Origin of the sequence: Vibrio sp. TRT 2004 (genome assembly GCF_050113735.1) — a bacterium.
Taxonomy (GTDB): domain Bacteria; phylum Pseudomonadota; class Gammaproteobacteria; order Enterobacterales; family Vibrionaceae; genus Vibrio.
In genome coordinates this window covers 49424-71256 of the sequence record NZ_JBNJOH010000015.1, presented here as the reverse complement: position 1 = coordinate 71256, position 21833 = coordinate 49424, and the positions used below count along the sequence as shown (strand labels likewise).

Genomic DNA, 21833 nt, shown 5'->3' with positions numbered 1-21833 from the left:
GGTTAGCCTACACGAGATAACTTAAGTAATTTACGTAAATCGGCGAGCAGCCCCTTACTCTGGGACACCAATTCAGATTGTGATTCCACACGTGGATAACGCATCACCAGTTGCCCGAGTGGATCAACAATCACGTATTCAAATGGGTGAACGATCTGCTCAAAGTCCTGATTCACCATTAGTTGCGCGTACTTACCCTTTTCCACCTCAATAGCGGCACTCTGCCCAGTCACCAACAATACAGGCTGAACACGCTGCTGATACTTACCTAGTGCTAAATGGCTCTGTCCCAGCAGATAGACCTGCTGCTGACAAAACTCATCACACTCAGGGGGAATCACATAACCAAGTTGCCATTGACTCTGTTGGTAAGGATTGGCGATACCTAGCGACGCCAGTGTCGCGACGGGCTCAATCAACTCACCTTTGTTGGTCACTCCAGATTGATACCAATGCTGTGAGAGCACGGTTTTAGCGATAATCGCAGGTAAAGCGAACATCACAACTAAACCAATGAAAATAATTCTTCCCCGATAAACTGGATTAATCATGTGTTGCTCCTTTTCTGATGGTACGCAGCAGTAGCAGACCGCTGAGAACAGCTAACGCCGCTGCCATAGCAAACCACTGTACCGCGTAACCTCGATGTTTCTCTGAGTTCATCGACACAGGTTGCCAAGGTTGCGCATAAGGCCAGCTATCACTCATCGGCTGAATCACATAGGGTTCAATACTCACCTGCCAATGCTGCTCTAACTGCTCAAAGTTAAGGTTTTGAATACGACTGACAGAGCCTGATTCAAGCAGCAAGTCATGACTCAGTGGGTTCGCTGACTTACGATACAAACGTCCATTCAATGCTTGAGGGTGCTCCAGCCAGTTCACGTCAGGGAGGGCGCTGCGAAACGCGGGGGCAGCGACAAACCCTCTCTCAACTAAAACCATCTTGCCACCTTCACTCCGTGTCAGCTGCAATGCCAGATACCCCACTTTTCCCTCAAAATTCTGGTTATCCAGTAACAAGTACTTTCCTTTGATTGGCTGAGCGTTGAAATGGACTCTGATCCCGACTGGATTTACTACCATTTGGTCACTCAATTGCTCCAGTGAAATCGCCGGAAATTGTTCTCTCTGATTAACCTGTTGCTCTATTTCGCTTTTTTCTTCTGCCCGAGATAATTGCCACAAGCCCAAGTTGACCAATATCGAAAAGGCAACCACAGTTAATACACAAACAACAATAATTCGCCCAATTCTTATGTGAGAAACAAAGGACCGTCTCATGGTATTCATCTTCAAACTGGTATTGGTATTGCTGCTACTTTTCATCTTAATCAACCTCGGTCGAGCGATGTTTGAGATGGTCAAAGGGCCTGATTCAAATGAAGACTCCAACGAACCCCCTGAAGATGACAAGCCCATGAGTTTCTACCTTGGCCGGCGCGTCTTCCTATCCGCACTTGCAGTTGTCTTACTCATTGCCGCCCTCTTAAGCGGTTTTATCGAACCCAATGTGCGCCCCTACTAACGGGCGCACTATCAAGTGTTAAAGAACGTAAACAAACACAAATAGACACAGCCATACCACATCGACGAAATGCCAGTACCAACTGCCAGCCTGAAAGGCAAAATGTTCCTTTGGCGTAAAGTGATCCTTCGCCACCCTTGCCAGCAATACAATTAAGAATAGGGTGCCGAGCAATACGTGCATGCCATGGAAGCCGGTCAGTAGGAAAAAGGTGTTACCATAAACACCGGACTGCAAAGTCAACCCGAGATCCTGATAGGCGTGAGCATACTCAACGCCTTGGTAGTAGAGGAAGAAGCCAGCCAGAACAATGGTAATTTCCAGCCACACAATCAGCGCCATACGTTTGTTCTGCTCCAGACTGATATGTGCCATGTGCAAAGTCACTGACGATGTGAGCAGCAATATGGTATTGATTAATGGGATACCCTGCCACGACATTGCCGTTGTCGTTGTCCCGTCTGGAGTCGTGGTCAACGGCCATAAGGCTTCAAAGGCAGGCCAAATCACTTCGTGAGTCATGGCATTATTGCCCGCTCCCCCCAGCCAAGGGACTGAAATCATTCGCGCATAAAAGAGCGCGCCAAAAAACGCACCAAAGAACATGATTTCAGAGAAGATAAACCAACTCATCCCCTGTCTGAATGAACGTGATAGCTGAGCAGAATACTGACCACTCATTGATTCCGTGATAACGTTGCTAAACCAGCCAGCAAACATGTAAAGTAAGAACAGAAAACCCGCTAACAGGATTAGCTTGCCAAATACACTGCCATCTCCCCCCTCCGCCATGTTTTGTACCGTCAAACCGGCACCGACGGCAATAAGAAAGAGAGAGACTGCGCCAACAATAGGCCAACTGCTTTGCGCTGGAACATAGTAGGGTTGATGTTTAGAACTCATTGTGTCGCTCCTTGCACTGTCTCATCCACCGCATTTGATGAGACCTTGGCTAACTCTGTTGTCGCTACTTTTTCACTAATGTCATAAAGGGTATAGGACAAAGTCAGGGTATGGATGGTGTCGGGAATATCCGGTTCAATATAAAAAATCAGTGGCATCTCAGCTTGGGCATTTGCCTGTAACGGCTGCTGGTTAAAACAGAAACACTCAATTTTATTGAAATAGGTTGCCCCTAATCCAGGCGATACCGATGGGACCGCCTGGCCAACTATATCTTTTGGCGAAAGATTCTTTGCATGATAGGCAGTCTGAATAACTTGCCCCGGATGCACTTCCATAAACGCCTGCTCGGGAACAAACGACCAGGGAATACCCTGATTATTGTGGGCCATAAATTCGACCCGAATGAGACGTGATGTGTCAGGAACCATACCTTGTGGTTGTAGCGCAGACTCACTGTTGGTTTTTCCATTGATTCCTAACACATCACACATCACGTCATAAAGGGGGACCAGCGCAAAACCAAAACCAAACATTGCAACAACGGCTGCACAAAGCTTGATCACTAATCTTCGGTTTGATTTGGCTTGTCCGTCCATGAGCTTTCCTCAGTCGATTTTTGGTGGCTCAGAAAAGGTGTGATGTGGCGCAGGACTTGGCACCGTCCACTCTAGCCCTTCAGCACGTTCCCATGGTTTCTCAGAAACTTTCTCGCCGCCTTTGATGCACTTAATCACCAGCCAGAGGAAGATCAGTTGCGACAGGCCAAAGGCAAATCCACCAATGGAAACGATCTGATTCACATCGGCAAACTGAATCGCATAGTCGGGTATTCGTCGTGGCATGCCCGCCAAACCAAGAAAGTGCATAGGGAAGAACAACACATTGACTGAAATTACCGAACACCAGAAGTGCCACAAGCTCAGTTTTTGGTCATACATATGCCCTGTCCATTTCGGTAACCAGTAGTAGGCTGCTGCCATAATGGAGAACACCGCGCCAGAGACCAAAACATAATGGAAGTGCGCCACTACAAAGTAGGTATCGTGATACTGGAAGTCTGCGGGAACAATCGCCAACATCAATCCAGAGAAACCACCAATAGTAAAGAGAATGATAAAGGCGATCGCAAACAACATCGGCGTCTCAAAGGTCATTGCGCCGCGCCACATTGTCGCCACCCAGTTAAACACCTTAACGCCAGTTGGCACCGCTATCAGCATGGTGCAATACATGAAGAACAGTTCAGCAAAAACTGGCATACCGGTAGTGAACATATGGTGCGCCCAGACAAGGAATGACAGCAGGGCAATACTACAGGTCGCGTAAACCATCGAGTGGTAGCCAAACAGTTTCTTTCCACTAAAGGCAGGAATAATCGCTGAGATGATACCGAAGGACGGCAGGATCATGATGTACACTTCAGGGTGGCCGAAGAACCAGAAAATATGCTGGAACATGACCGGGTCACCACCACCCGCGGCATCAAAGAATGAGGTGCCGAAATATTTATCGGTTAACACCATGGTCACGGCTCCAGCCAGCACCGGCATCACCGCGATAAGCAGGAATGCAGTGATTAACCAGGTCCAAACGAACATTGGCATTTTAAACCAGGTCATACCCGGAGCGCGCATATTCACTATGGTTACGATGACGTTAATCGCCCCCATGATCGAACTGATGCCCATGATATGGACCGAGAACACAAACAACGCAGTACTGTCTGGGCCATAAGTGGTCGACAGCGGCGCATAGAAGGTCCAGCCGAAGTCCGGACCGCCTCCTTCGGTGAACAGTGACGCGAGTAGGATCAGGAAGGCAAAAGGTAAGATCCAAAAACTAAGATTGTTCATTCGTGGCAGTGCCATATCCGGAGCGCCAATCATCATTGGGATCATCCAGTTTGCCAGTCCGGTAAATGCTGGCATTACTGCACCAAATACCATCACCAGACCATGAACCGTAGTCATCTGGTTAAAAAACTGTGGCTCAACCAATTGCAAGCCAGGCTGGAATAGCTCGGCGCGAATGATCATCGCCATCGCCCCACCAGTCAGGAACATAATAAAGCTGAACCAGAGATAAAGTGTCCCTATATCCTTATGATTGGTTGAGTAGAGCCAACGAGTAATCCCTTTCGGAGCCTCATGATGCTCATGTTCATCAATCGCAATCGTGCTGTTAGCTCGACTGATATCGGCGTCTGCAACAGGCGCTGATTTGGATTTATCTTCTACGATAGAATCAGGTTTGGACGTTTTCATTGTCCCTCCTTAGACGCCTTGAATTGGTTGACATCCGCTGCCTGAACCAAGTCTCCGACACTGTTGCCCAAGCCATTACGTTGATAAGTCACCACGGCGGCAATTTCCTTGTCAGTCAATTGATTAGCAAAAGCCTGCATCGCGGTGCCCGCACGACCATTAGTCACAATATCTATGTGTCCAGTCACATCCCCTGTTGCCACTTTACTTGCGGTAATGGCAGGAAATGCGCCAGGGATCCCCGCACCATTTGCTTGGTGACACACAGCGCATCGATCTAAGTAGATTTTCTCGCCTAGGGTCATTAACTCTTCAAGAGACAGGGAAGCCGTCAGAGAAGCCGCCGCTTCTTGCTTGGCCTGAGCGATTTCCGCTTTCTTGGCAATCAGCCATGCGTCGTACTCTTGTTCCTCCATCGCATGAACGACGATTGGCATAAATCCGTGCGCCCGACCACACAGTTCGGCACACTGACCTCGATAAACCCCTGGCTTATCAATCCGTGTCCATGCTTCATTAATAAAACCAGGAATCGTATCTTTTTTAACGGCAAAGTCCGGTACCCACCACGAGTGAATCACATCATCGGATGTCATCAGAAAACGAACTTTACGATTGATCGGCAAAACAAGCGGATTGTCCACTTCAAGCAGATAATTCGCGCCTTTCTCTTCGATACCATCTATTGCCTTCTGACTGGTCGCGAGCAGACTAAAGAACTCAACATCCTGATCAAAATAGCTGTAGTGCCACTTCCATTGGGAGCCGGTTATCTTGATGGTGAGATCGGACTGAGACGTATCTTCCATAGCAACCAAGGTTTTGGTCGCGGGTATCGCCATAAGCACAAGGATAACGATAGGAATCACCGTCCAGATAACTTCAACTTTGGTGCTTTCGTGAAAATGGGCGGCAACGGCACCCTTAGACTTGCGGTGGTGATACATGGAGTAGAACATCACACCAAATACGACAACAGCAATCGCGCAGCAGATGTAGAATATCAGCATATGCAGGTCATAGACCTGACCACTAATATCCGTGACACCTTGTGTCATGTTATAAGTGCTTTGCTCTGCGTGCGCAGTCGCCGTTAATCCAACCAACGACACATTACTCAGTCGCCACAGTGAAACCTGTAAACTTTTCAAAAGACCTCTCCTTTGCCAGAGTCATCAACCGTGATGCTGGTCACCTTTCGTGCTGAAGTATCTTCATACACAAGAAAGTACCAATCAGCCTTTGGACTTGGAAAATTCCTTATAACCAGTAATTTTTAGCAAGTTGTTATATTTATGTTAATAAACGTTAGTTGGCGTTTTTGAAATGTGCAAGAAAGTCCTATCAGATTTGAGTAAGGAAAAAATCTCGTTCTGTTTAGCGATTGCGATCTCGCAAATGATAATCAATATCAACTAAAGTTAAGCGTAAATTGGAACATAACATAGACTTAAGTTATCAATAGGTCTGAGCTAGTAAGAAGGTAAAGCAAGATGATGGAACAAGTAACTCGTTGGTTAGAAAAAGATCCTGATCCACGAACTCGTGAAGAGCTGCAACAATTAATCGACCAGCAGGCTTTAACTGATCTAGAAGATCGCTTTCGCCAACGACTTGAATTTGGTACCGCAGGTTTGCGTGGCAAAGTGGGCTGTGGCCCAAACCGAATGAACCGACTGGTGATTCAAGAGACCGCGAGTGGACTTGGTCAGTACCTTATCCAACAAGTCGAGAGTGCCAAGACTCGTGGTGTCGTGATTGGCTATGATGGTCGAACCGACTCCAAACAATTCGCCCATGATACCGCCAGTGCTTTAACCGCTCTTGGTATCAAAGTGTTGTTAACTCATGACGTCGCCGCGACTCCTATCGTCGCATTTGGCGTAAAACACTTTAATGCAGCTGCCGCCGTCGTGGTTACTGCTAGCCACAACCCACCGGAATACAATGGTTTTAAAGTCTATTGGCAAAACGGTGCTCAAATAATTCCGCCTCATGATTCGGGCATTGCTGCTCAAATAGACCTCGCGGCAACACGTGCAATTCCAATGATGACATTGAGTGACGCCGAGCAAAACGGTTTGTTGGAGTGGCTACAAGATGACTATTACCAAACCTACCGCAAGACGATGAATGCCAATCCTCTGCTAGGCAATCATACCCAACCCGAGAGTATCTCTATTGCCTATACAGCCATGCATGGTGTAGGGGCGGATATGGCAGAAACCCTACTCGCAGATGCCGGCTTCACTAAGGTTTATAGCGTTGCTGCACAGCGAGATCCAGACGGCACTTTCCCTACCGTCAATTTCCCTAACCCAGAAGAAACGGGGGCAATGGATATGGTGGTTGCGCTGGCCAAAGAGCACGGTGCTGAACTCGCTTGCGCCAATGACCCAGACGCTGACCGATTTGCTGTTGCGGTACGTAAACCGGATGGTGACTACCAGATGCTGACAGGCGATCAGGTCGGAACGCTGTTTGGTCATTATCTACTGTCACAATCAGACAGCGCGACACCTCTGGTCGGTAATACTATCGTATCGTCTACCCTGTTGGATAAAGTTGCTCAGGCTCATGGCGCACAGTACTACCAGACTCTGACAGGCTTTAAATGGCTAACCAATGTCGCTATGCAAAAGCAAACCAATGAGCAACCATTTTTGTTCGCCTATGAAGAGGCTCTGGGCTACACCGTGGGCAATAAAGTGTGGGATAAAGATGGTCTGTCGGCACTGGTCGCTTTTGCTCAGCTAACCGCAGAGCTAAAAAGTCAGGGCAAGACAGTCTGGGATCAGTTGGAAGCACTTTATCGTCAACATGGTATGTATCTCAATGCTCAACGTAGTATTGCTCTTGATCCAAAATCTCCGCCAGTGGGTGATAAGCTAAGAGCAAATCCACCAACCATGATCGCAGGTAGCAAGGTGGACGTTACACAAGATCTCAAAACTCAGACCAAACGATTTGCTGATGGAACTGAGCAGCGAATCGACCTACCAGCCAGTGACGTGTTGATCTACCACCTCTCATGCGGCGCTCGTGTGATTGTTCGCCCTTCCGGTACAGAACCTAAACTCAAATGTTACTATGAAGTCATCGAAGCCTTCGCTGAATCGGACACGTTTGAGCAAGTCTTCAATAAAGCATCAGAATCGATGGGAATGTTGATCTCAGAGCATCAGCACAGTCTGCTTTGATATCCATTACCTGAGTGAGCAAAAAGCCCCACACTCAACAGTGTGGGGCTTTATTATTAATAAACCTTAGTCAGCGTTGACGTTTACAGCTGCTCTTTAAGCACTTGCTCAAGCTGCTGATAAGGCACATAACCCGGAATCACCTGCTCACCCACAATCAAAGCTAGCGTCCCTCTCAGACCTAAGCCAGTAAACATTGTGTAGTTATTCTCTAACTGTTTCTCCACTGCATCACTGACATTAAGTTGCTTTGTCGTACCGGTTTTCTGCGCAATCTTCATCAGTGAAGCAGCATTATGAGTACCCGGTTTAGCAATCAGTAATTGATTCACCTGCTCGAACTTATCACGCTGATTATTCCAAACGTTCAGTGCATAAGCGGCAAAGTTCAACTAACAAACCAAACGGCGAACCATGCTAGTGTAATGTTAGAATCGTATTATTGGATTTTCTTCTGTAAGAAAATCTTATCCACTCCAACCGTTGGAAAACCTTTATAGCGTCCCATCTCTTTGAAGCCTAATTTGGTATAGAAGTTTGGAGCCTGAAAACTGTATGTATCTAAGTACATGTCGGTAACACCAAACGCTTTGGCTTCTGACTCAACACGTACCATTAACATTGAACCAATTCCTGAATCTCGGTGCTGGTCATCAACCCAAAGAAACTCGACAAAAATCGTATTGGTGTAGATTTCTCCTGTTAATCCTCCAGCAAAATGGCCTTGGTCATCTTCGACATAACAGGCCAACGTTTGGATATCTTCATCTGGTAAATGGCGCATATTAAAAGATTTCAGACCACTATAGATCACGTCTTTAATGTTTTTAGGCGGATTGAGAACAAACTGCACATTCATATGACTTCCTCATCTCGACAACATTTCTGGCACAAAAAAGGCCAGCTAACTGCTGACCTGTCTGACTACTTAGCTTGCAAATGAGCTTAGCATCCAAATAGCAAGCACGACAAATATCAACCCCATAAACTTGTGCTGATAAGTGCGAAACTTTTCATTTTCTAACAATGGCTTGCCCAGAGTTCCCACGAGTCCAACCAATAATAAATTGAACAGTAAGCCAAGCACATTCAACAGTAATCCAAGTGCCAACATCTGTTCACCAGAGGTTGCGCTGATATTACTAGACACAAATTGAGGCAAAAACATCACAAAGAAGACGAGTGCTTTAGGGTTGAGTAAATTACTCACCAAAGCTCGTTGATAGAAGGTTGTCGCCACTTTACTACTGCCTTCCAACTCAGGCGCATCAGCCGCACTGGCGCGCAAACAATCCCAGCCCATTTTCAGCAGATACGCGCCACCAAGTAAGTGCAATGCCTTGAGTGCAATTGGGCTCATCGCGATCAAGGCCGAAACGCCCAACGCCGCCAATAGAGTCAAGATGATCCCAGAAGTCGCGTTACCTAAACTGGCAAAAATACCCACTTTTCGACCATAGCTCATGCTTGAGCTAGCAATCAGCAGCATATCCGGCCCCGGCAACAACAGCAGAGCGACTACCGCGGTTAAATAGAGCGGTAGGACAGTTATATCAATCATTTTTATAATTTCACAACAGCAGCAAAGCGCGGGATTTTATCCCAAACATCAATCACAATCCATACATAAAACAAAAGCAAACAGCCAAAATTCAGAACAAATAACAACCAAAAAACAGAGGTATTAAAAACAACATTAGAGCAATTTTGTACAAAAATAACTAACCGCTATAAGCTAGACTGAATCAACGATCTGTTAACAACGTATTTTGCAAGGAAAGCGAATGGCAAAGCGTGTAAAAGAGTCAGCCAATTTCCAACTTGCCAGTGAACTGGGAGGCTTGGAGCTGCTAGATGCAAAATATACAAATCAGAACTTTTCTCGCCATAGCCATGAAGGCTATACCATAGGTGTGATTGAAAAAGGCGCACAACGCTTCTATCGAACTGGCGGAAACCACATCGCACCACAAGACAGCATTATTCTTGTTAATGCAGATGAGGTTCATAATGGCCAAACCGCAACCGAAGACGGCTGGGAGTATAAGGCTATGTACCCACTGCCTGAACAGTTTGAACAACTCAGCCAAGGCTTGTGTGCTGGACTCGCCGCTCCCTACTTTACCGAACCCGTAGTCTATGACCCCGAACTGGCTCAACAACTGAGACTGGTTTTCAATACACTGGCACAGTCTGACAATAAGCTGCTCAGAGAAACCTTGGTCTATGGCACCTTAGTCAAGTTGGTCTCTCGCCATAGTAAAACCAGAGTTAATTGGGAGCCCAAAACCCGAAGTCAAAGACAACTGGCTATGGTTAAGGAATTTCTCGACGATTTTCCCCAAGCAGACGTCAGTTTGGAAGATCTATCTAAGCTAGCTGGTCTAAGCCCCTATTACCTAACACGTAGTTTTCAAAAGGAGTTTGGGCTGCCACCCCATGCATACCAAATTCAGGCACGACTTCGAGTGGCAAAACAACTGCTTCGCCAAGGAATGACTATTTCTGACGTAGCGCAAGAAACGGGGTTTCATGATCAAAGCCATTTTCATCGTCACTTTAAACGGGCCATGGGCGTGACACCTAAGCAGTTTATTGGCAATAAATAGAAAGCAATAACGTACAAGCCGCCGATAACTTAACTGTGACTAAATGAATGTCACTATCACCACACGTAGAAAGAAACATGAGTAGCATGACCATAGATATAGACACACAAATCAGTCGCTCCCAATTGTTCTGGCAAGGTACGCTCGCCATGGTGCCACTCAGTATTGCCGTTATCCCCTGGGGCGTGCTAGCTGGCTCCTTTGCATTGGAGTCCGGGCTGACTGTCGTTGAAAGCCAAGCGCTATCCGCTATCTTGTTTGCAGGTTCTGCACAGCTAGTCGCGACAGGCATGTTTAAGGCAGGTGCAACCTTGACCACCATGCTTTTAGCGATCTTTTTTATTACTTCAAGGCACTTTCTCTACAGTGTATCGATGAGAAGCAAAATCAGCCCGCTACCACTCAAGTGGCGACTTGGACTCGGATTCCTGCTCACCGATGAACTGTTTGCTATTTGCGGTCAACAGTCTGAAAAGCAGTTCAATCGCTGGTATGCGCTTGGTGCCGGTCTTAGCTTTTATCTTTGTTGGAACCTCGCCACCTTGGTCGGCATTGTCGCTGGCAGTTACATTCCGGCGATGAATGAACTTGGATTGGAGTTTGCCGTCGCAGCAACCTTTATCGCTTTGGTTGTGCCCAACATTAAATCCTCCCCCGTCTTAGTCGCGGTGGTCGTCTCTTTAACGACCTCCGTTATGTGCAGTTTGTCGGGTATCGAATCGGGGCTAATGATAGCCAGTATTGCAGGTATGCTCGCAGGTTATATTGCCGAGTCAATTAAAGGACGTATCGTATGATTATGTTATCTATTTTGGCAATGACGTCACTGGTATTTTTAAGCCGCTACCTGTTCTTGGAGCCTCGTTTACCACTGAGACTCAACCCACAAGCTCAGCGACTACTGGCCTACTCCAGCCCTTCTGTGCTAACCGCGATTTGTGCGCCTATCGTATTTATGCCTGAGCAGGAGCTTTGGGTATCGGCAGACAACCCTTACCTGATTGGTGCTCTCGTTGCGGCGGTACTGGCTTGGAAAACCAAAAACGTACTGCTGACGACCATTGTCAGTATGGTGCTGTTTCTATGTCTTAAACTCTTTTAACCGAACAGAGCCGCGAACAGAAACAATACAACGGCCATAAAAAACCTCCAATTGAGTCGTCAATTGGAGGTTGGTCCGTGTCCTAGGGGTAAAGTAACGTGCTTTTTAGTGCGCAACCCACTCTATTTCAATCAAGGTTTTGTCTGCTTCTTTTAATCTTGCCAAAAATACATCGGATGGATGTACCTCACCAACCCCTTGTGGCGTACCGGTCATAATAATGTCGCCATCGCACAACGTAGTAAAAGTAGAGAGCTCATCGACTATCGTTTGTGGAGAGTACATCATCTGCGTCACTGAGCCTTTTTGCACTCTTACGCAGTTTATAAATAGCTCAATTTCTAACTGTTCAATTTTTAGTCCTTCAAGAGGAATAAAACGGCTAAACAACGCGGAGCCATCAAACGCTTTCGCTCGTTCCCACGGTAATCCCTTCGACTTGAGTCTCGATTGCAACTCTCGCTTTGTTAGATCAAGACCTACACCAACAGCCGATAATCTGCCCTCTGAAACAAGAAAGCAGATTTCACCTTCGTAATGGAGCGGTTCTTGGTGAAAGGATTGTAGTTGGGTCGTTATCGAGCTTGGCGGCTTGGAAAACACCACCATTTGATCTGGAATGGCGTTATTCAACTCTTGGATATGCTCTAGATAGTTTCGACCAACACACAATATTTTGGTCGGTTGGACCAAAGATTCTCCAAGCTTTACTGAACTCATGTCACCATCCCTGACTGATATTTTTGAGAGAAAGGCTATTCTAGTCTAAGTGGCTAATAAAAAAACGATTTAGGTAAAAATATCAGAACCACTGCCCATTATTACTGACGCTTAGATCAACAAGAGAGTTTTTACCTAAGCACTTAGTCAACACGCTGCTGGTGAACGCTTACTTCACACCTACTGTTTTTATGTTCAGAGGTATCGCACTGCGTACTTAAATCCAAGAAAAAATAGATACTATTGACACTGGATTATTATTTGAAGTACAAGAAAGACCGAGGATTATTTAATAACAAAACTATCTTGATATCTGTCGGCTATTTACGAAACTTCCATCAGAAAGCGTAAATATACCGTCATTAAAAAAAATGATATCACTCACAGTTAAGATGCTATGTTTTGACTCTGAAAGCAATAGTTCATAGCGTCCTTGAAAATTACCACTTTCTGAAAAGACATTAACAATAACTGCGTTTTGTGCTGGCACTTGCTCAACAAACCACCCAAAAGCTTTGCCACCCACAAATATTGCAGATGGATAGTCTTCCAATCTAGTTATTCCTAATTCATCAACATATACGGCAGACTGAGTCTGCATATGGTAATTAATTATCGCTACTATAAATAATATAATAGATCCAAGAGTAAGCCCCACCATAATTCTGATAAATTTAGTCATCTTCTACTTCCAAAGTTATACTACCGAGTATATACCCAGGGTAACCGCATGAGTAGATAATTTGTAAACGAAAACCACTCTCTTTGTTAACTTGCTAAGAGTTGAGCAGCGTAAGTCGAGATTTATGCGGTCAAGAAACAAACAGGGATAAAAGAAAAGCACCTTCACACAACCATCTCACGGTTAATGATTTGTGAAATTTAACATTAATTCAACTCATGCGCTCGCCCTGGGGACATATATCAATGAACAACCGAAAGAAAATACTAAGCCATTGATATTGCGAACATTAAGTATCATATTCATTAAAATCCCAAAAAGCCCCTCAAACATAGTGCTTGAGGGGCTGATTGGCAATTAAGTTAAGCAGTATCTATTTATCGTTAACGGCTTTAATAAAGACTTGCTGAGCACCTTCAACATTGAGAGCCTTTGCTTCTTCGAGTAGCGCAAGTGCTTTGTCTAACATGCCAACTTTCACCGCGTTTTCGATACTAGTCAGATAAAACTGCTGCTGTTCAACCGAAAGCGACAATGAGGCATCACTTGAAGCAACAACCGAGCGAGTCGCCGTGCTCTGTTTCTCTTGAGCAGCTAACTCGCCTTTGAACTTCTGTTGGGCAGTATCCGTGCTGGAAACAGTCAATGGTTCTTCAACAACAACTGCACTGTCAACTTTCGCGACAATACTCAATAGCCCATGCTGAGCATGAGGAGTGATAGGGTTTGGAACGTCTGGTGGGTAGTTGCCACGTGCAATCGCATCAAGCTTAACGGGATGAAGGATTTCCGACTTTCCTTTGGTCAACTCAGGAGTAGTGTAAATTAGTAACTTAACGCGTTGCTGCCCTACTGGCTGGATAGTGATCTCTGTGGTCAGTCTATCGCCTTCTAAACCGTAGGCATGTTTATACTCGAAATCTTCTGTGCTGAATGCTTTTAATACTTGGTTATTTTCATTCAAAAGCAGAGCATTTGGATAGAAAACACTCTTTTTGAAATGGCTAATAATTTCGAGTTCAAGTTCTTTTCCTTGAGTATTAATATCGAAAGCCGCTATTGGACTCATACCCGTAGGAAATTGATAATTCTGGTTCTTTTCATCAATTGAGAAGTTAATTCGCTTGGTTGGCTCAACTTTAACCCATTCTATCTCTGAATAAGATTCAGCGACTTGAGATACATTTTGAGTATCAAATACAACCGTTTCTGTTGCCGTACAGCCTAACAGGGCCATACTAATTGCGCAGCCTAGAACTAAATGCTTCATCTAAACCTCTCCACTGAACGAAAAAAGCCGACTTAAGTAAGCCGGCTATTACTTAGGACTTATAGGACTCGGAAACTATCTTACCACCAAGCTTCCATTTGAATACCAACGCTGAACTCAGAATCGTCAGTCCCTTTTGCAAAGCTGTCTGCTTCATGATCCATGAAGTAAGAACCGTAAACACGGATTTCAGGACGAGCCCAGAAGCTAGAGCCTGCAGACCATGCTTGAGCAACAGTCAACTTAGAACCTGATGCGTCTGTGGTTGTTCCGCTTTTCTTAGTTTCATCAGCGAAGTAACCTGCTTCAAATACAGTTTTCATGTTTTCATCCCATTTGTACACTGGACGAACAACCGCATTGTAAGCTGTGATATCACCATCGTTAGTATCAGATGCTTGAGCGTACATTACTACGTGACCTAGTTCCCATGACTCACCTAGACCTGTTACACCCCAGTTGATGATACGGAAACCATCAGCATCGTTGTTTCCACCTTTGCGGTCATACCAACCACCGCCACCGTACGTAGCCATTTGCTTACCGTATGATGCAGTACCGTACTGAAGAACAGTCTGGTTGAAGCCGTTAGATAAACCTTGACCAATCACCGCAGTTAAAAGAACGCCATCATCAGCTTGAACATTTTGGTTCTTCGCTTCAGAAGCAAAATCGTAAGCAACCGCTAGCTCTAGGTTAGCATTTTCCCACAAGTTGATACCTGCGTAACGAAGGTCCAATGTGTAGCCAGAAACGGTTTCATCTTTCGTCTTAGCAACTGTTTTGTAGTTGTTAGCATCACCCTCAATTGCAAGCTCACAAGCTTTGTCACCTTTACAGTTTGCAAATGCTTTTGAGCCAGCATCAGTAAGTACGCTTTCAAAACCATCATCAACCTTTTGGCTACCATCATCATGCATTACAGCTACAGATAGTTTACCGCCGCCAACTGACAGATTTTCGATACCGCCACCAGCACCACCAGACGTGTCTAGGAAGTAGAAGTCTGTGATATGGATATCTTTACGTTGGTAGTAACGTTGACCAGCCCAAAGTACAGCTTCTTTATCTGATTCGAAAAGGCCTTTAGCTTGAACATTCATAACACGCAGAGCGTTAGAATTGCCTTCCCAGTTATTGTTACCAGCCTGACCGTATGCAACCAATGTTTCTAGGTTGAACGTTACGTCGTCTTTGTTGTACAACTCAGCGTTAAGACCAATTTCTGCATATAGGTCGTCTTCATTGCCTAGACGGCCTACTTTATTCTTTTCATAAGTGACATGAGAACCTTCACCGCTCAGACCTACACCACCACGCGCATAACCATGGAAGTCCACGTCGGCTGCGAATGCGCCAGCAGATAAAGTCGTCGCCACTGCAGCAGCAATTAAACTTTTAACTCCATTTAGGGATTATTATTCTTTGGCTCTCTTCTTGGCTCACTCTGTAAAGGCAGAAACAGATTGTTAATAAAAGAGAGGTAAAATGGGAGTCAGGCTAGAGGCCTTGTCCCCGTTTGTTTCAACTGCTGCAAGATTAACGGGGGAGTAGAAATGGCAACTCATCCAGATGAAAAATAGTTAGGGGGGATGAGAAAGGATGAGAAATCATACCGGACAATGTTTTTTAGGCTTCAATCACAAAAATTAGGGTGAGAAATAACTTTCTGACAAAAATATCTCGCGCCAAATGTTAGATAGCTCACTTAACCACGCCAGAGCGTCATAATTATGAAATAAAATTACAATTATTATTTTTGTCAGAGGCGCTTGACCAATTCATTGCAAAACTATTTACTAAAGATCAAACAATAAAATATTTTAATAAGTCATGATGATGCAGTGCTCTCGTCCCTATCCTCTAGGTGCCACCCTTAGCACCGAAGGATGTAATTTCTCTATCTTTGCTCCTGATGCGAAATCTATTCAGCTTGCGCTGTTTGATGAAAAGGATCAGATCACCACCTATCCTTTGGACGGAGAGTACGCGGGCATACGCTTCACCTTTGTTCCGCACATTCGCAAAGGCCAAAAGTATGCGTATGTGGTGCAGCGCAACGGTAATCCACATCTGATTTCAGATCCTTATGCCAAAGGCTTAGAAAAACCACTGTTTTATCAAGTGCCATTCAACAGTGAACAGAGCTTTGCTCTGGCAAAATGTGTGGTTGTCGATGACAGTTTTGACTGGCAGGGAGTGGAGAGCCCACGCAGACCTCGTGACGAAATGGTCCTATTTGAAACGCACGTAAAAGGCGTATCAAAGCTGCATCCACAAGTCGAAGAGCGTCACAAAGGGCGCTATCTGGGCTTAGTCAGTGATGCGATGCTTGATTTCTATAAACAACAGAACATCAATACACTCCAGCTACTCCCTGTCGCCGCCTGCATGCACGAGCCACACCTGTTGAACATGGATAAGGTCAACTACTGGGGATATAACCCTTACTTATTCATGGTGCCAGACCCTAGATATGCGGCTCACGATGCTGTCACGGAACTAAAAACCGCTATCCGTGAATTACATCGAAACGGGATCGAAGTGATTCTCGATGTGGTCTATAACCACACCGCCGAAGGTGGCGCTGATGGCCCAATCTTTAACTTAAAAGCTTTAGACAAGCGATATTACTTTAAACAGGGCGATCACTACACCAACTATACAGGCTGTGGCAATACACTCGATTTATCCTATCAGGCAAGTTTGAATCTGGTCATGGATACGCTGCGCTATTGGGTTAGCGAATATAAAATCGACGGATTCCGCTTCGATCTAGCCGCCACACTCGGTCGCAACGGTGAACACTTTAGCCCTGAAGCTGCGTTCTTTAAAGCCGTCGCTCAAGACCCGATTCTGAAAGAAGTAAAACTGATCGCAGAGCCTTGGGATATTGGTCCTAACGGTTATCAGGTAGGAAACTTTCCGTTTGGTTGGAATGAATGTAATGACCGGTTGCGCGATATCACGCGAAGCTTTTGGCGTGGTGATCAAGGATTTCTAAAGGAGTTTGCCACTCGAATAATGGGGTCACGAGATCTCTACAGTGCCGCTAACTGGCCGTATAAACTGACAGTCAATTACATCACATACCATGACGGTTTCTGTATGCAGGATCTTGTCTCGTACAAGCACAAGCACAATGAGGCCAATGGGGAGCAGAACCGTGATGGACACGGTGACAACCGTTCGGATAACTATGGTGTGGAAGGCAAGAGCGACAATCCGGTGATCATAGAGAAGCGTGAAAAGCAGAAGCGTAACTTTATGGCCAGCCTGCTGTTTGCTTTTGGTATTCCACATATTCTGACCGCCGACGTTCTTTCCCATACTCAAAATGGCAACAACAACGCGTATTGTCAGGATAACGAGTTAAGCTGGATTAACTGGCATATAACCCCAGACAAAGAGAGTTTCAAGTCGTGGTTAGCCGATATGGTAAAAGCTCGCCAGCAATATATGGTGCCATTTATTCGTGCTTTCAGTGGTGCAAAACGCAATAACAACCGTATTTTCTGGCGCAGAATCGACGGCAGTTTCATGGAACACGATGATTGGAATCGCCTCAGTTCAGTCGCCTTGCATCTGGGCATTGGCAAACATGGTGATGAGTTGTTCTACTGTATCAACCAAACCAATGCGCCCGCTCGATTTACGCTTCCAGAGACTAATGGCAAAGAGTGGGTAATGGTGTGCAATACCGACTCACACGAGCTCCATCAAACCATAGATCATAAACAAGCTTTGGTGGCCCCTGCATCTTTAGCCATCTTCCACTTAAAAGCCTAATGATCAATCTAGCGACATAGTGATATGTCGCTAATTTTTAACACTTTTCCTACAAAAAATCTGGACTTGTGTTGATTGATGTGAATATGAAATCAGTTTAAACTATCGGCCATCGTCCGTTCCCCTAAAACATCAGTTGGCAATCCATGGCATTACCCAAGTTGGTAATTCGAACCTTAAAGCCGTACATCATTCTATTAGTTATAGGTATGGTCTATGCTGCTTTTCAGCAACTTAAACAGTCGGAATACAATGCTTACCAGCAATCATTTGTGAATATAAAAACCGCTTCCGACTTAGTATCTTCACAACTCGAAGCAGCCTCCAGTAAACTGTTTCTCTTAGCCGATTCGTCTAACGAGGAGGATTTTGTCTCTACAGCTCAACGTATTCTCAAATATACCCCAGCTTACAGTGATATCATTTACAGAAATAAGCAGCACACCAAATATCAATCTATACAGCACAAAGCGACTTATTCAGAGCAACACTCGGATATCGTTTGGCAACCGCTGGATGAAATCTCTACAAAATTCACCGTGTCCTCTATCTACCCTAAAGCGTCCAATCAATGGGTATTTGCCGTCAGGTATATACCGGATGAGTACCGCGAAATTTGGATAGAATTTGACCTAAAATCTGCCACACAAAGTTTGCGTGCTCTGCGGACATTAGACAGTGGATATGTGTTTGTCGTTGACGCTGTTAGCGGAAGGCTGGTTTTCCACCCAGATCCAAAGCGACTAGGTACACCATCAATCAGTTACCTTGCTGGCATTAGTGAGTTGATCGGTAGTGGGCTCTATTTCGGCAAGCATGAATATTATTACCAAGGTCAGTATAAGATGTCCGTCTTTAGTGCTGATAATCAACATAACTGGGTATTTATCGCGGGTACCGATCGAGCCAATATCTTAGCCACTTCTTATCAGTTTGCGCTGTCTGCTATTGTTATTGCCTCACTGATGCTGTTAGCAGTCGCGATTAACTATCTCACGTATCAACTCAACAAAAGTCTTGCACAATTGAATAACCGAGAAAATTTGGCGGACTTTAAACGCTATTTAAAAGCCGTGCTGGATCGTTTCTGTCACCACAAAGGAATGCAGCTATGTTTTTATGATTCGGATTACGGACACTTCACCACGATAGACTATCATGGCAATACAAAAGTCGTGCTGACTGACTCTACTCTGGCTAAGCGCTTTTCTCCGAATTCGATGAGTTACACGACAAGGCAATATGTCGATCCACTTGCAAAGAAACTGCACATCGCGTCTCGACACTATACGATCCCGTTGTTTGACAAAGACAACTTAATCGCAGTGATGTACATCAATGCCAATATACCAATCTACCGCACGATACTGACCATGATCAGAGATTACTCTGAAATCGCCTTGTCTAACCTAATACTTCACCAACAGCTACGAAATAGTGATGTGATGACACACCTAGACAACAAGTTGGCGCTGACGGAGCACATTGAACAAAACATTGAGCGTCATGGTTTGTACCTTGCGATGATTGATATCGACCATTTTAAAACCATCAATGACAACATCGGTCACTTAGGCGGTGACAAAGTCATTTATCATACCGCCGATTTAATGAGGCGTTGTTTTCCAAAGCCAGGTTCACTCAGCCTGTCTCGATATGGTGGCGAGGAATTCTGTATTTTGTTTCATGCCAATGATGAAAACCACGCCTATGAGCAATGTGAACTGCTACGTCAGATGGTGGAACAGTCATGTGTAGAACTGGATGAGTCTGATATCAGCTATACCATTAGCATTGGTATCACCGATAGCCAGATTAGTTCACACAGTACGATAAGCCGAGCCGATAAAGCCTTGTATCAAGCCAAAGGCTTTGGCCGCAATCAAGTGGTGCTGAATACGTTTTAGGAATGTTAACGGGAAGTGGACATGCACTTCCCTACACTACATTCATTACTTCGGATAACAGACAATATTGTGGAATACCATGGATTCCGTTACCGCTTGATACCCGTGGGGTTGATCGCTGTAAAAGCGTAAGCTTTCGCCTTCGTTGAGCGAATGCCATTCTTGATCGAAGTAAATCCTCGCTTCACCTTTGATTACATGTACATGCTCAACGACTCCAGCACTGTGTGCATCAGACATCTGTTGATGATGTTGGGACAAAGTAATCTCGAATACTTCAAGACCAGTATCTTCTTTGTATGGGAACAACGTTTTTACCTTCATGCGCGGATCTTCAGGAAACACCCTATCCGGTGACTGCAAATTAGGTTCGTTGGCAAAAAAAGCCGAAAAAGAGGTCTCCAAACCACTGGCAATTTTCCAAAGAGTGGCAATCGTAGGGCTTGATTCTTTCCTTTCTATTTGACCTAGCATTGCTTTAGATACACCAGTCAGCTTGGCCGTTGCATCTAAGCTCAGCTTTTTCTTTTTTCTTTCCGACTTTAAATGATTGGCAATTTGCGACTTAAAAATCGTCTCTTTCATTAATACAACTCCTATTGTGCGCTATAGCGCACAATGCTATCTTGGCAACTGTGCGTTATGACGCACGGCATAGCTTACCATAGAGAGTGGAGTAACAATGAATCAAAAATCATCGGTTTTAAGCCACATTACCGCTGGCTTTACAGCGGTATTGGTCGGATACACCAGCTCGGTGGTAATTATCATCCAAGCCGCCGCGGCTTCGGGAGCAAGCGCCAGTCAAATTGAAAGCTGGTTATTGGCACTCGGAATCACAATGGGAGTAACATCCATCGGTTACTCTTGGTATTACAAAATGCCAATCTTAATGGCTTGGTCGACACCTGGAGCGGCGATATTGGTCAGTTCCGCGTCGCAATATTCGTTACCAGCGCTAGTCGCGGCCTTTGCTGTAACCGGACTACTGATATTTGTAACTGGTTTAATTTCGCCCCTTTCCAAAGCACTGCAACGTATTCCTTCTCCGCTCGCAACCGCAATGTTAGCGGCAATCTTACTGCCTTTCTGTGTGAAAGCATTTGAGCCTGTCATGACCATGCCTATCATCTTTGGAGTAATGTTTTCGGCTTATCTTGTCAGCAAACGTTTTGTGCCTAAGTACACCATGCTTATCTTACTGCTCATCGGTCTATTCTTCGCGTTTCAGTCAGACCAAGCAGCCTTGAGTACATCGGTCTTGAAACTAGCGAAGCCAAACTGGGTCACGCCACAATTCGACCTATCGACCGTGCTGAACATTTCAATTCCTTTGTACATAGTCACCATGCTCTCACAAAATTTGCCGGGTATCGCCATGATGAGAAGTTATCAGTATCAAGCGCCAGTCAAACCCATACTGCTCGGTACTGGGATAACCAATCTCCTATCGGCTCCATTTGGTGGATTCAGTCTCAATCTCGCGGCTATTTCAGCCGCACTCTGTATGACTGAAGACGTCGATAGAGATAAAAATGTGCGCTATAAAGCAGTGTTGTGGGCGGGAGGTTTCTATTTGGTCGCTGGGATACTCGCCTCGTCCGTTGTCGCACTATTCGTCTCACTGCCTTTACAGATTACACATATGCTAGCGGGCTTCGCCCTACTCGGCACGTTACTGATGTGTTTGCAAACTGCATTTCAGAGTGACAATCTACGTGAACCAGCCCTGTTAACCTTCTTGGTTACTCTTTCAGGAATGAGTCTACTTGGTATTAGCTCGACGCTTTGGGGGCTGTTAGTTGGTGGGTTATACACCCTTGTTATGCAGAGTAATAAGTCACGCTAGATTCTAT

At 45.2% G+C, this 21833-nt stretch carries 22 protein-coding genes; 8 read left to right on the top strand and 14 right to left on the bottom strand.

Going from position 1 to position 21833, the window contains the following annotated elements; all coding sequences use genetic code 11:
* Positions 1-2: 2 nt before the first annotated feature.
* Both ACQEXR_RS08625 and ACQEXR_RS08620 read right to left on the bottom strand, forming a co-directional pair.
* Positions 3-551, bottom strand: a complete 549-nt coding sequence (locus tag ACQEXR_RS08625) for a hypothetical protein (protein WP_427020134.1) — start codon at positions 549-551, stop codon at positions 3-5.
* Positions 544-1284: an SURF1 family protein gene (locus ACQEXR_RS08620; protein WP_427020133.1), complete on the bottom strand. Its 741-nt coding sequence runs from the start codon at positions 1282-1284 to the stop codon at positions 544-546. The genes ACQEXR_RS08625 and ACQEXR_RS08620 overlap by 8 nt, the downstream gene beginning before the upstream one ends.
* Between ACQEXR_RS08620 and ACQEXR_RS08615 the strand changes: the two genes are divergently transcribed.
* Positions 1283-1528: a DUF2909 family protein gene (locus ACQEXR_RS08615; RefSeq protein ID WP_427020132.1), complete on the top strand. Its 246-nt coding sequence runs from the start codon at positions 1283-1285 to the stop codon at positions 1526-1528. The genes ACQEXR_RS08620 and ACQEXR_RS08615 overlap by 2 nt on opposite strands.
* A gap of 18 nt (positions 1529-1546) precedes the next feature.
* Here ACQEXR_RS08615 and ACQEXR_RS08610 read toward each other — a convergent pair whose 3' ends face one another.
* From ACQEXR_RS08610 to coxB, 4 genes are read right to left on the bottom strand one after another with little or no spacing between them, the layout of a single operon-like run.
* Positions 1547-2431: a cytochrome c oxidase subunit 3 gene (locus tag ACQEXR_RS08610; RefSeq protein ID WP_331416841.1), complete on the bottom strand. Its 885-nt coding sequence runs from the start codon at positions 2429-2431 to the stop codon at positions 1547-1549.
* Positions 2428-3030 carry a cytochrome c oxidase assembly protein gene (locus ACQEXR_RS08605; RefSeq protein ID WP_331416840.1) on the bottom strand — a complete coding sequence of 201 codons (603 nt, stop codon included), beginning with the start codon at positions 3028-3030 and terminating at the stop codon, positions 2428-2430. The genes ACQEXR_RS08610 and ACQEXR_RS08605 overlap by 4 nt, the downstream gene beginning before the upstream one ends.
* Before the next feature lie 9 nt (positions 3031-3039).
* Positions 3040-4698 carry a cytochrome c oxidase subunit I gene (ctaD, locus tag ACQEXR_RS08600; RefSeq protein ID WP_427020131.1) on the bottom strand — a complete coding sequence of 553 codons (1659 nt, stop codon included), beginning with the start codon at positions 4696-4698 and terminating at the stop codon, positions 3040-3042.
* Positions 4695-5756: a cytochrome c oxidase subunit II gene (gene coxB / locus ACQEXR_RS08595; protein ID WP_426952192.1), complete on the bottom strand. Its 1062-nt coding sequence runs from the start codon at positions 5754-5756 to the stop codon at positions 4695-4697. Before coxB ends, ctaD begins: the two co-directional genes overlap by 4 nt.
* A 435-nt stretch (positions 5757-6191) precedes the next feature.
* Between coxB and ACQEXR_RS08590 the strand changes: the two genes are divergently transcribed.
* Positions 6192-7898 (top strand): phospho-sugar mutase, encoded by a 1707-nt coding sequence (locus ACQEXR_RS08590; protein WP_331428212.1) that lies wholly within the window; start codon positions 6192-6194, stop codon positions 7896-7898.
* Positions 7899-7981: 83 nt separating this feature from the next.
* Here ACQEXR_RS08590 and ACQEXR_RS08585 read toward each other — a convergent pair whose 3' ends face one another.
* The 3 genes from ACQEXR_RS08585 to ACQEXR_RS08575 all read right to left on the bottom strand — a co-directional run bounded on the left by ACQEXR_RS08585 (position 7982) and on the right by ACQEXR_RS08575 (position 9459).
* Positions 7982-8290, bottom strand: a complete 309-nt coding sequence (locus tag ACQEXR_RS08585; protein WP_427020130.1) for a hypothetical protein — start codon at positions 8288-8290, stop codon at positions 7982-7984.
* A gap of 47 nt (positions 8291-8337) precedes the next feature.
* A complete protein-coding gene (locus tag ACQEXR_RS08580) occupies positions 8338-8757 on the bottom strand; it encodes a GNAT family N-acetyltransferase (RefSeq protein WP_331416833.1) in 420 nt (139 codons plus the stop codon).
* Between the two features lie 69 nt (positions 8758-8826).
* A complete protein-coding gene (locus ACQEXR_RS08575) occupies positions 8827-9459 on the bottom strand; it encodes a LysE family translocator (protein WP_427020129.1) in 633 nt (210 codons plus the stop codon).
* Positions 9460-9682: 223 nt separating this feature from the next.
* On the opposite strand from ACQEXR_RS08575, the gene ACQEXR_RS08570 reads away from it, so the two are divergent.
* The 3 genes from ACQEXR_RS08570 to ACQEXR_RS08560 all read left to right on the top strand — a co-directional run bounded on the left by ACQEXR_RS08570 (position 9683) and on the right by ACQEXR_RS08560 (position 11609).
* A complete protein-coding gene (locus ACQEXR_RS08570; protein WP_427020128.1) occupies positions 9683-10507 on the top strand; it encodes an AraC family transcriptional regulator in 825 nt (274 codons plus the stop codon).
* Positions 10508-10584: 77 nt separating this feature from the next.
* Positions 10585-11304, top strand: a complete 720-nt coding sequence (locus tag ACQEXR_RS08565; protein ID WP_331416832.1) for an AzlC family ABC transporter permease — start codon at positions 10585-10587, stop codon at positions 11302-11304.
* Positions 11301-11609: an AzlD domain-containing protein gene (locus tag ACQEXR_RS08560; RefSeq protein WP_138972683.1), complete on the top strand. Its 309-nt coding sequence runs from the start codon at positions 11301-11303 to the stop codon at positions 11607-11609. The genes ACQEXR_RS08565 and ACQEXR_RS08560 overlap by 4 nt, the downstream gene beginning before the upstream one ends.
* A 105-nt stretch (positions 11610-11714) precedes the next feature.
* Here ACQEXR_RS08560 and ACQEXR_RS08555 read toward each other — a convergent pair whose 3' ends face one another.
* The 4 genes from ACQEXR_RS08555 to lamB all read right to left on the bottom strand — a co-directional run bounded on the left by ACQEXR_RS08555 (position 11715) and on the right by lamB (position 15672).
* Positions 11715-12329 (bottom strand): fumarylacetoacetate hydrolase family protein, encoded by a 615-nt coding sequence (locus ACQEXR_RS08555; protein ID WP_269375786.1) that lies wholly within the window; start codon positions 12327-12329, stop codon positions 11715-11717.
* Positions 12330-12630: 301 nt separating this feature from the next.
* Entirely contained in the window at positions 12631-13011 is a 381-nt protein-coding gene (locus ACQEXR_RS08550; RefSeq protein WP_331416830.1) for a hypothetical protein, read from the bottom strand.
* Positions 13012-13384: 373 nt separating this feature from the next.
* Positions 13385-14281 (bottom strand): MalM family protein, encoded by an 897-nt coding sequence (locus ACQEXR_RS08545; protein ID WP_331416829.1) that lies wholly within the window; start codon positions 14279-14281, stop codon positions 13385-13387.
* An 80-nt stretch (positions 14282-14361) separates the two neighbouring features.
* Positions 14362-15672, bottom strand: coding sequence for a maltoporin LamB (gene lamB, locus ACQEXR_RS08540; RefSeq protein WP_427020138.1), 1311 nt, complete (start codon positions 15670-15672; stop codon positions 14362-14364).
* 448 nt (positions 15673-16120) lie between these two features.
* On the opposite strand from lamB, the gene glgX reads away from it, so the two are divergent.
* Both glgX and ACQEXR_RS08530 read left to right on the top strand, forming a co-directional pair.
* Positions 16121-18070, top strand: a complete 1950-nt coding sequence (gene glgX / locus ACQEXR_RS08535) for a glycogen debranching protein GlgX (protein WP_427020137.1) — start codon at positions 16121-16123, stop codon at positions 18068-18070.
* A 146-nt stretch (positions 18071-18216) separates the two neighbouring features.
* Positions 18217-19977 (top strand): sensor domain-containing diguanylate cyclase, encoded by a 1761-nt coding sequence (locus ACQEXR_RS08530; RefSeq protein ID WP_427020127.1) that lies wholly within the window; start codon positions 18217-18219, stop codon positions 19975-19977.
* A gap of 45 nt (positions 19978-20022) precedes the next feature.
* Here ACQEXR_RS08530 and ACQEXR_RS08525 read toward each other — a convergent pair whose 3' ends face one another.
* The gene (locus ACQEXR_RS08525; RefSeq protein WP_427020126.1) at positions 20023-20562 is read right to left on the bottom strand and encodes a helix-turn-helix domain-containing protein; all 540 of its coding nucleotides are present in this window, start codon (positions 20560-20562) and stop codon (positions 20023-20025) included.
* 79 nt (positions 20563-20641) lie between these two features.
* Here ACQEXR_RS08525 and ACQEXR_RS08520 point away from each other — a divergent pair, with 79 nt between their 5' ends.
* Positions 20642-21826, top strand: coding sequence for a benzoate/H(+) symporter BenE family transporter (locus ACQEXR_RS08520; protein WP_426952190.1), 1185 nt, complete (start codon positions 20642-20644; stop codon positions 21824-21826).
* The last annotated feature ends 7 nt before the right edge of the window (positions 21827-21833 follow it).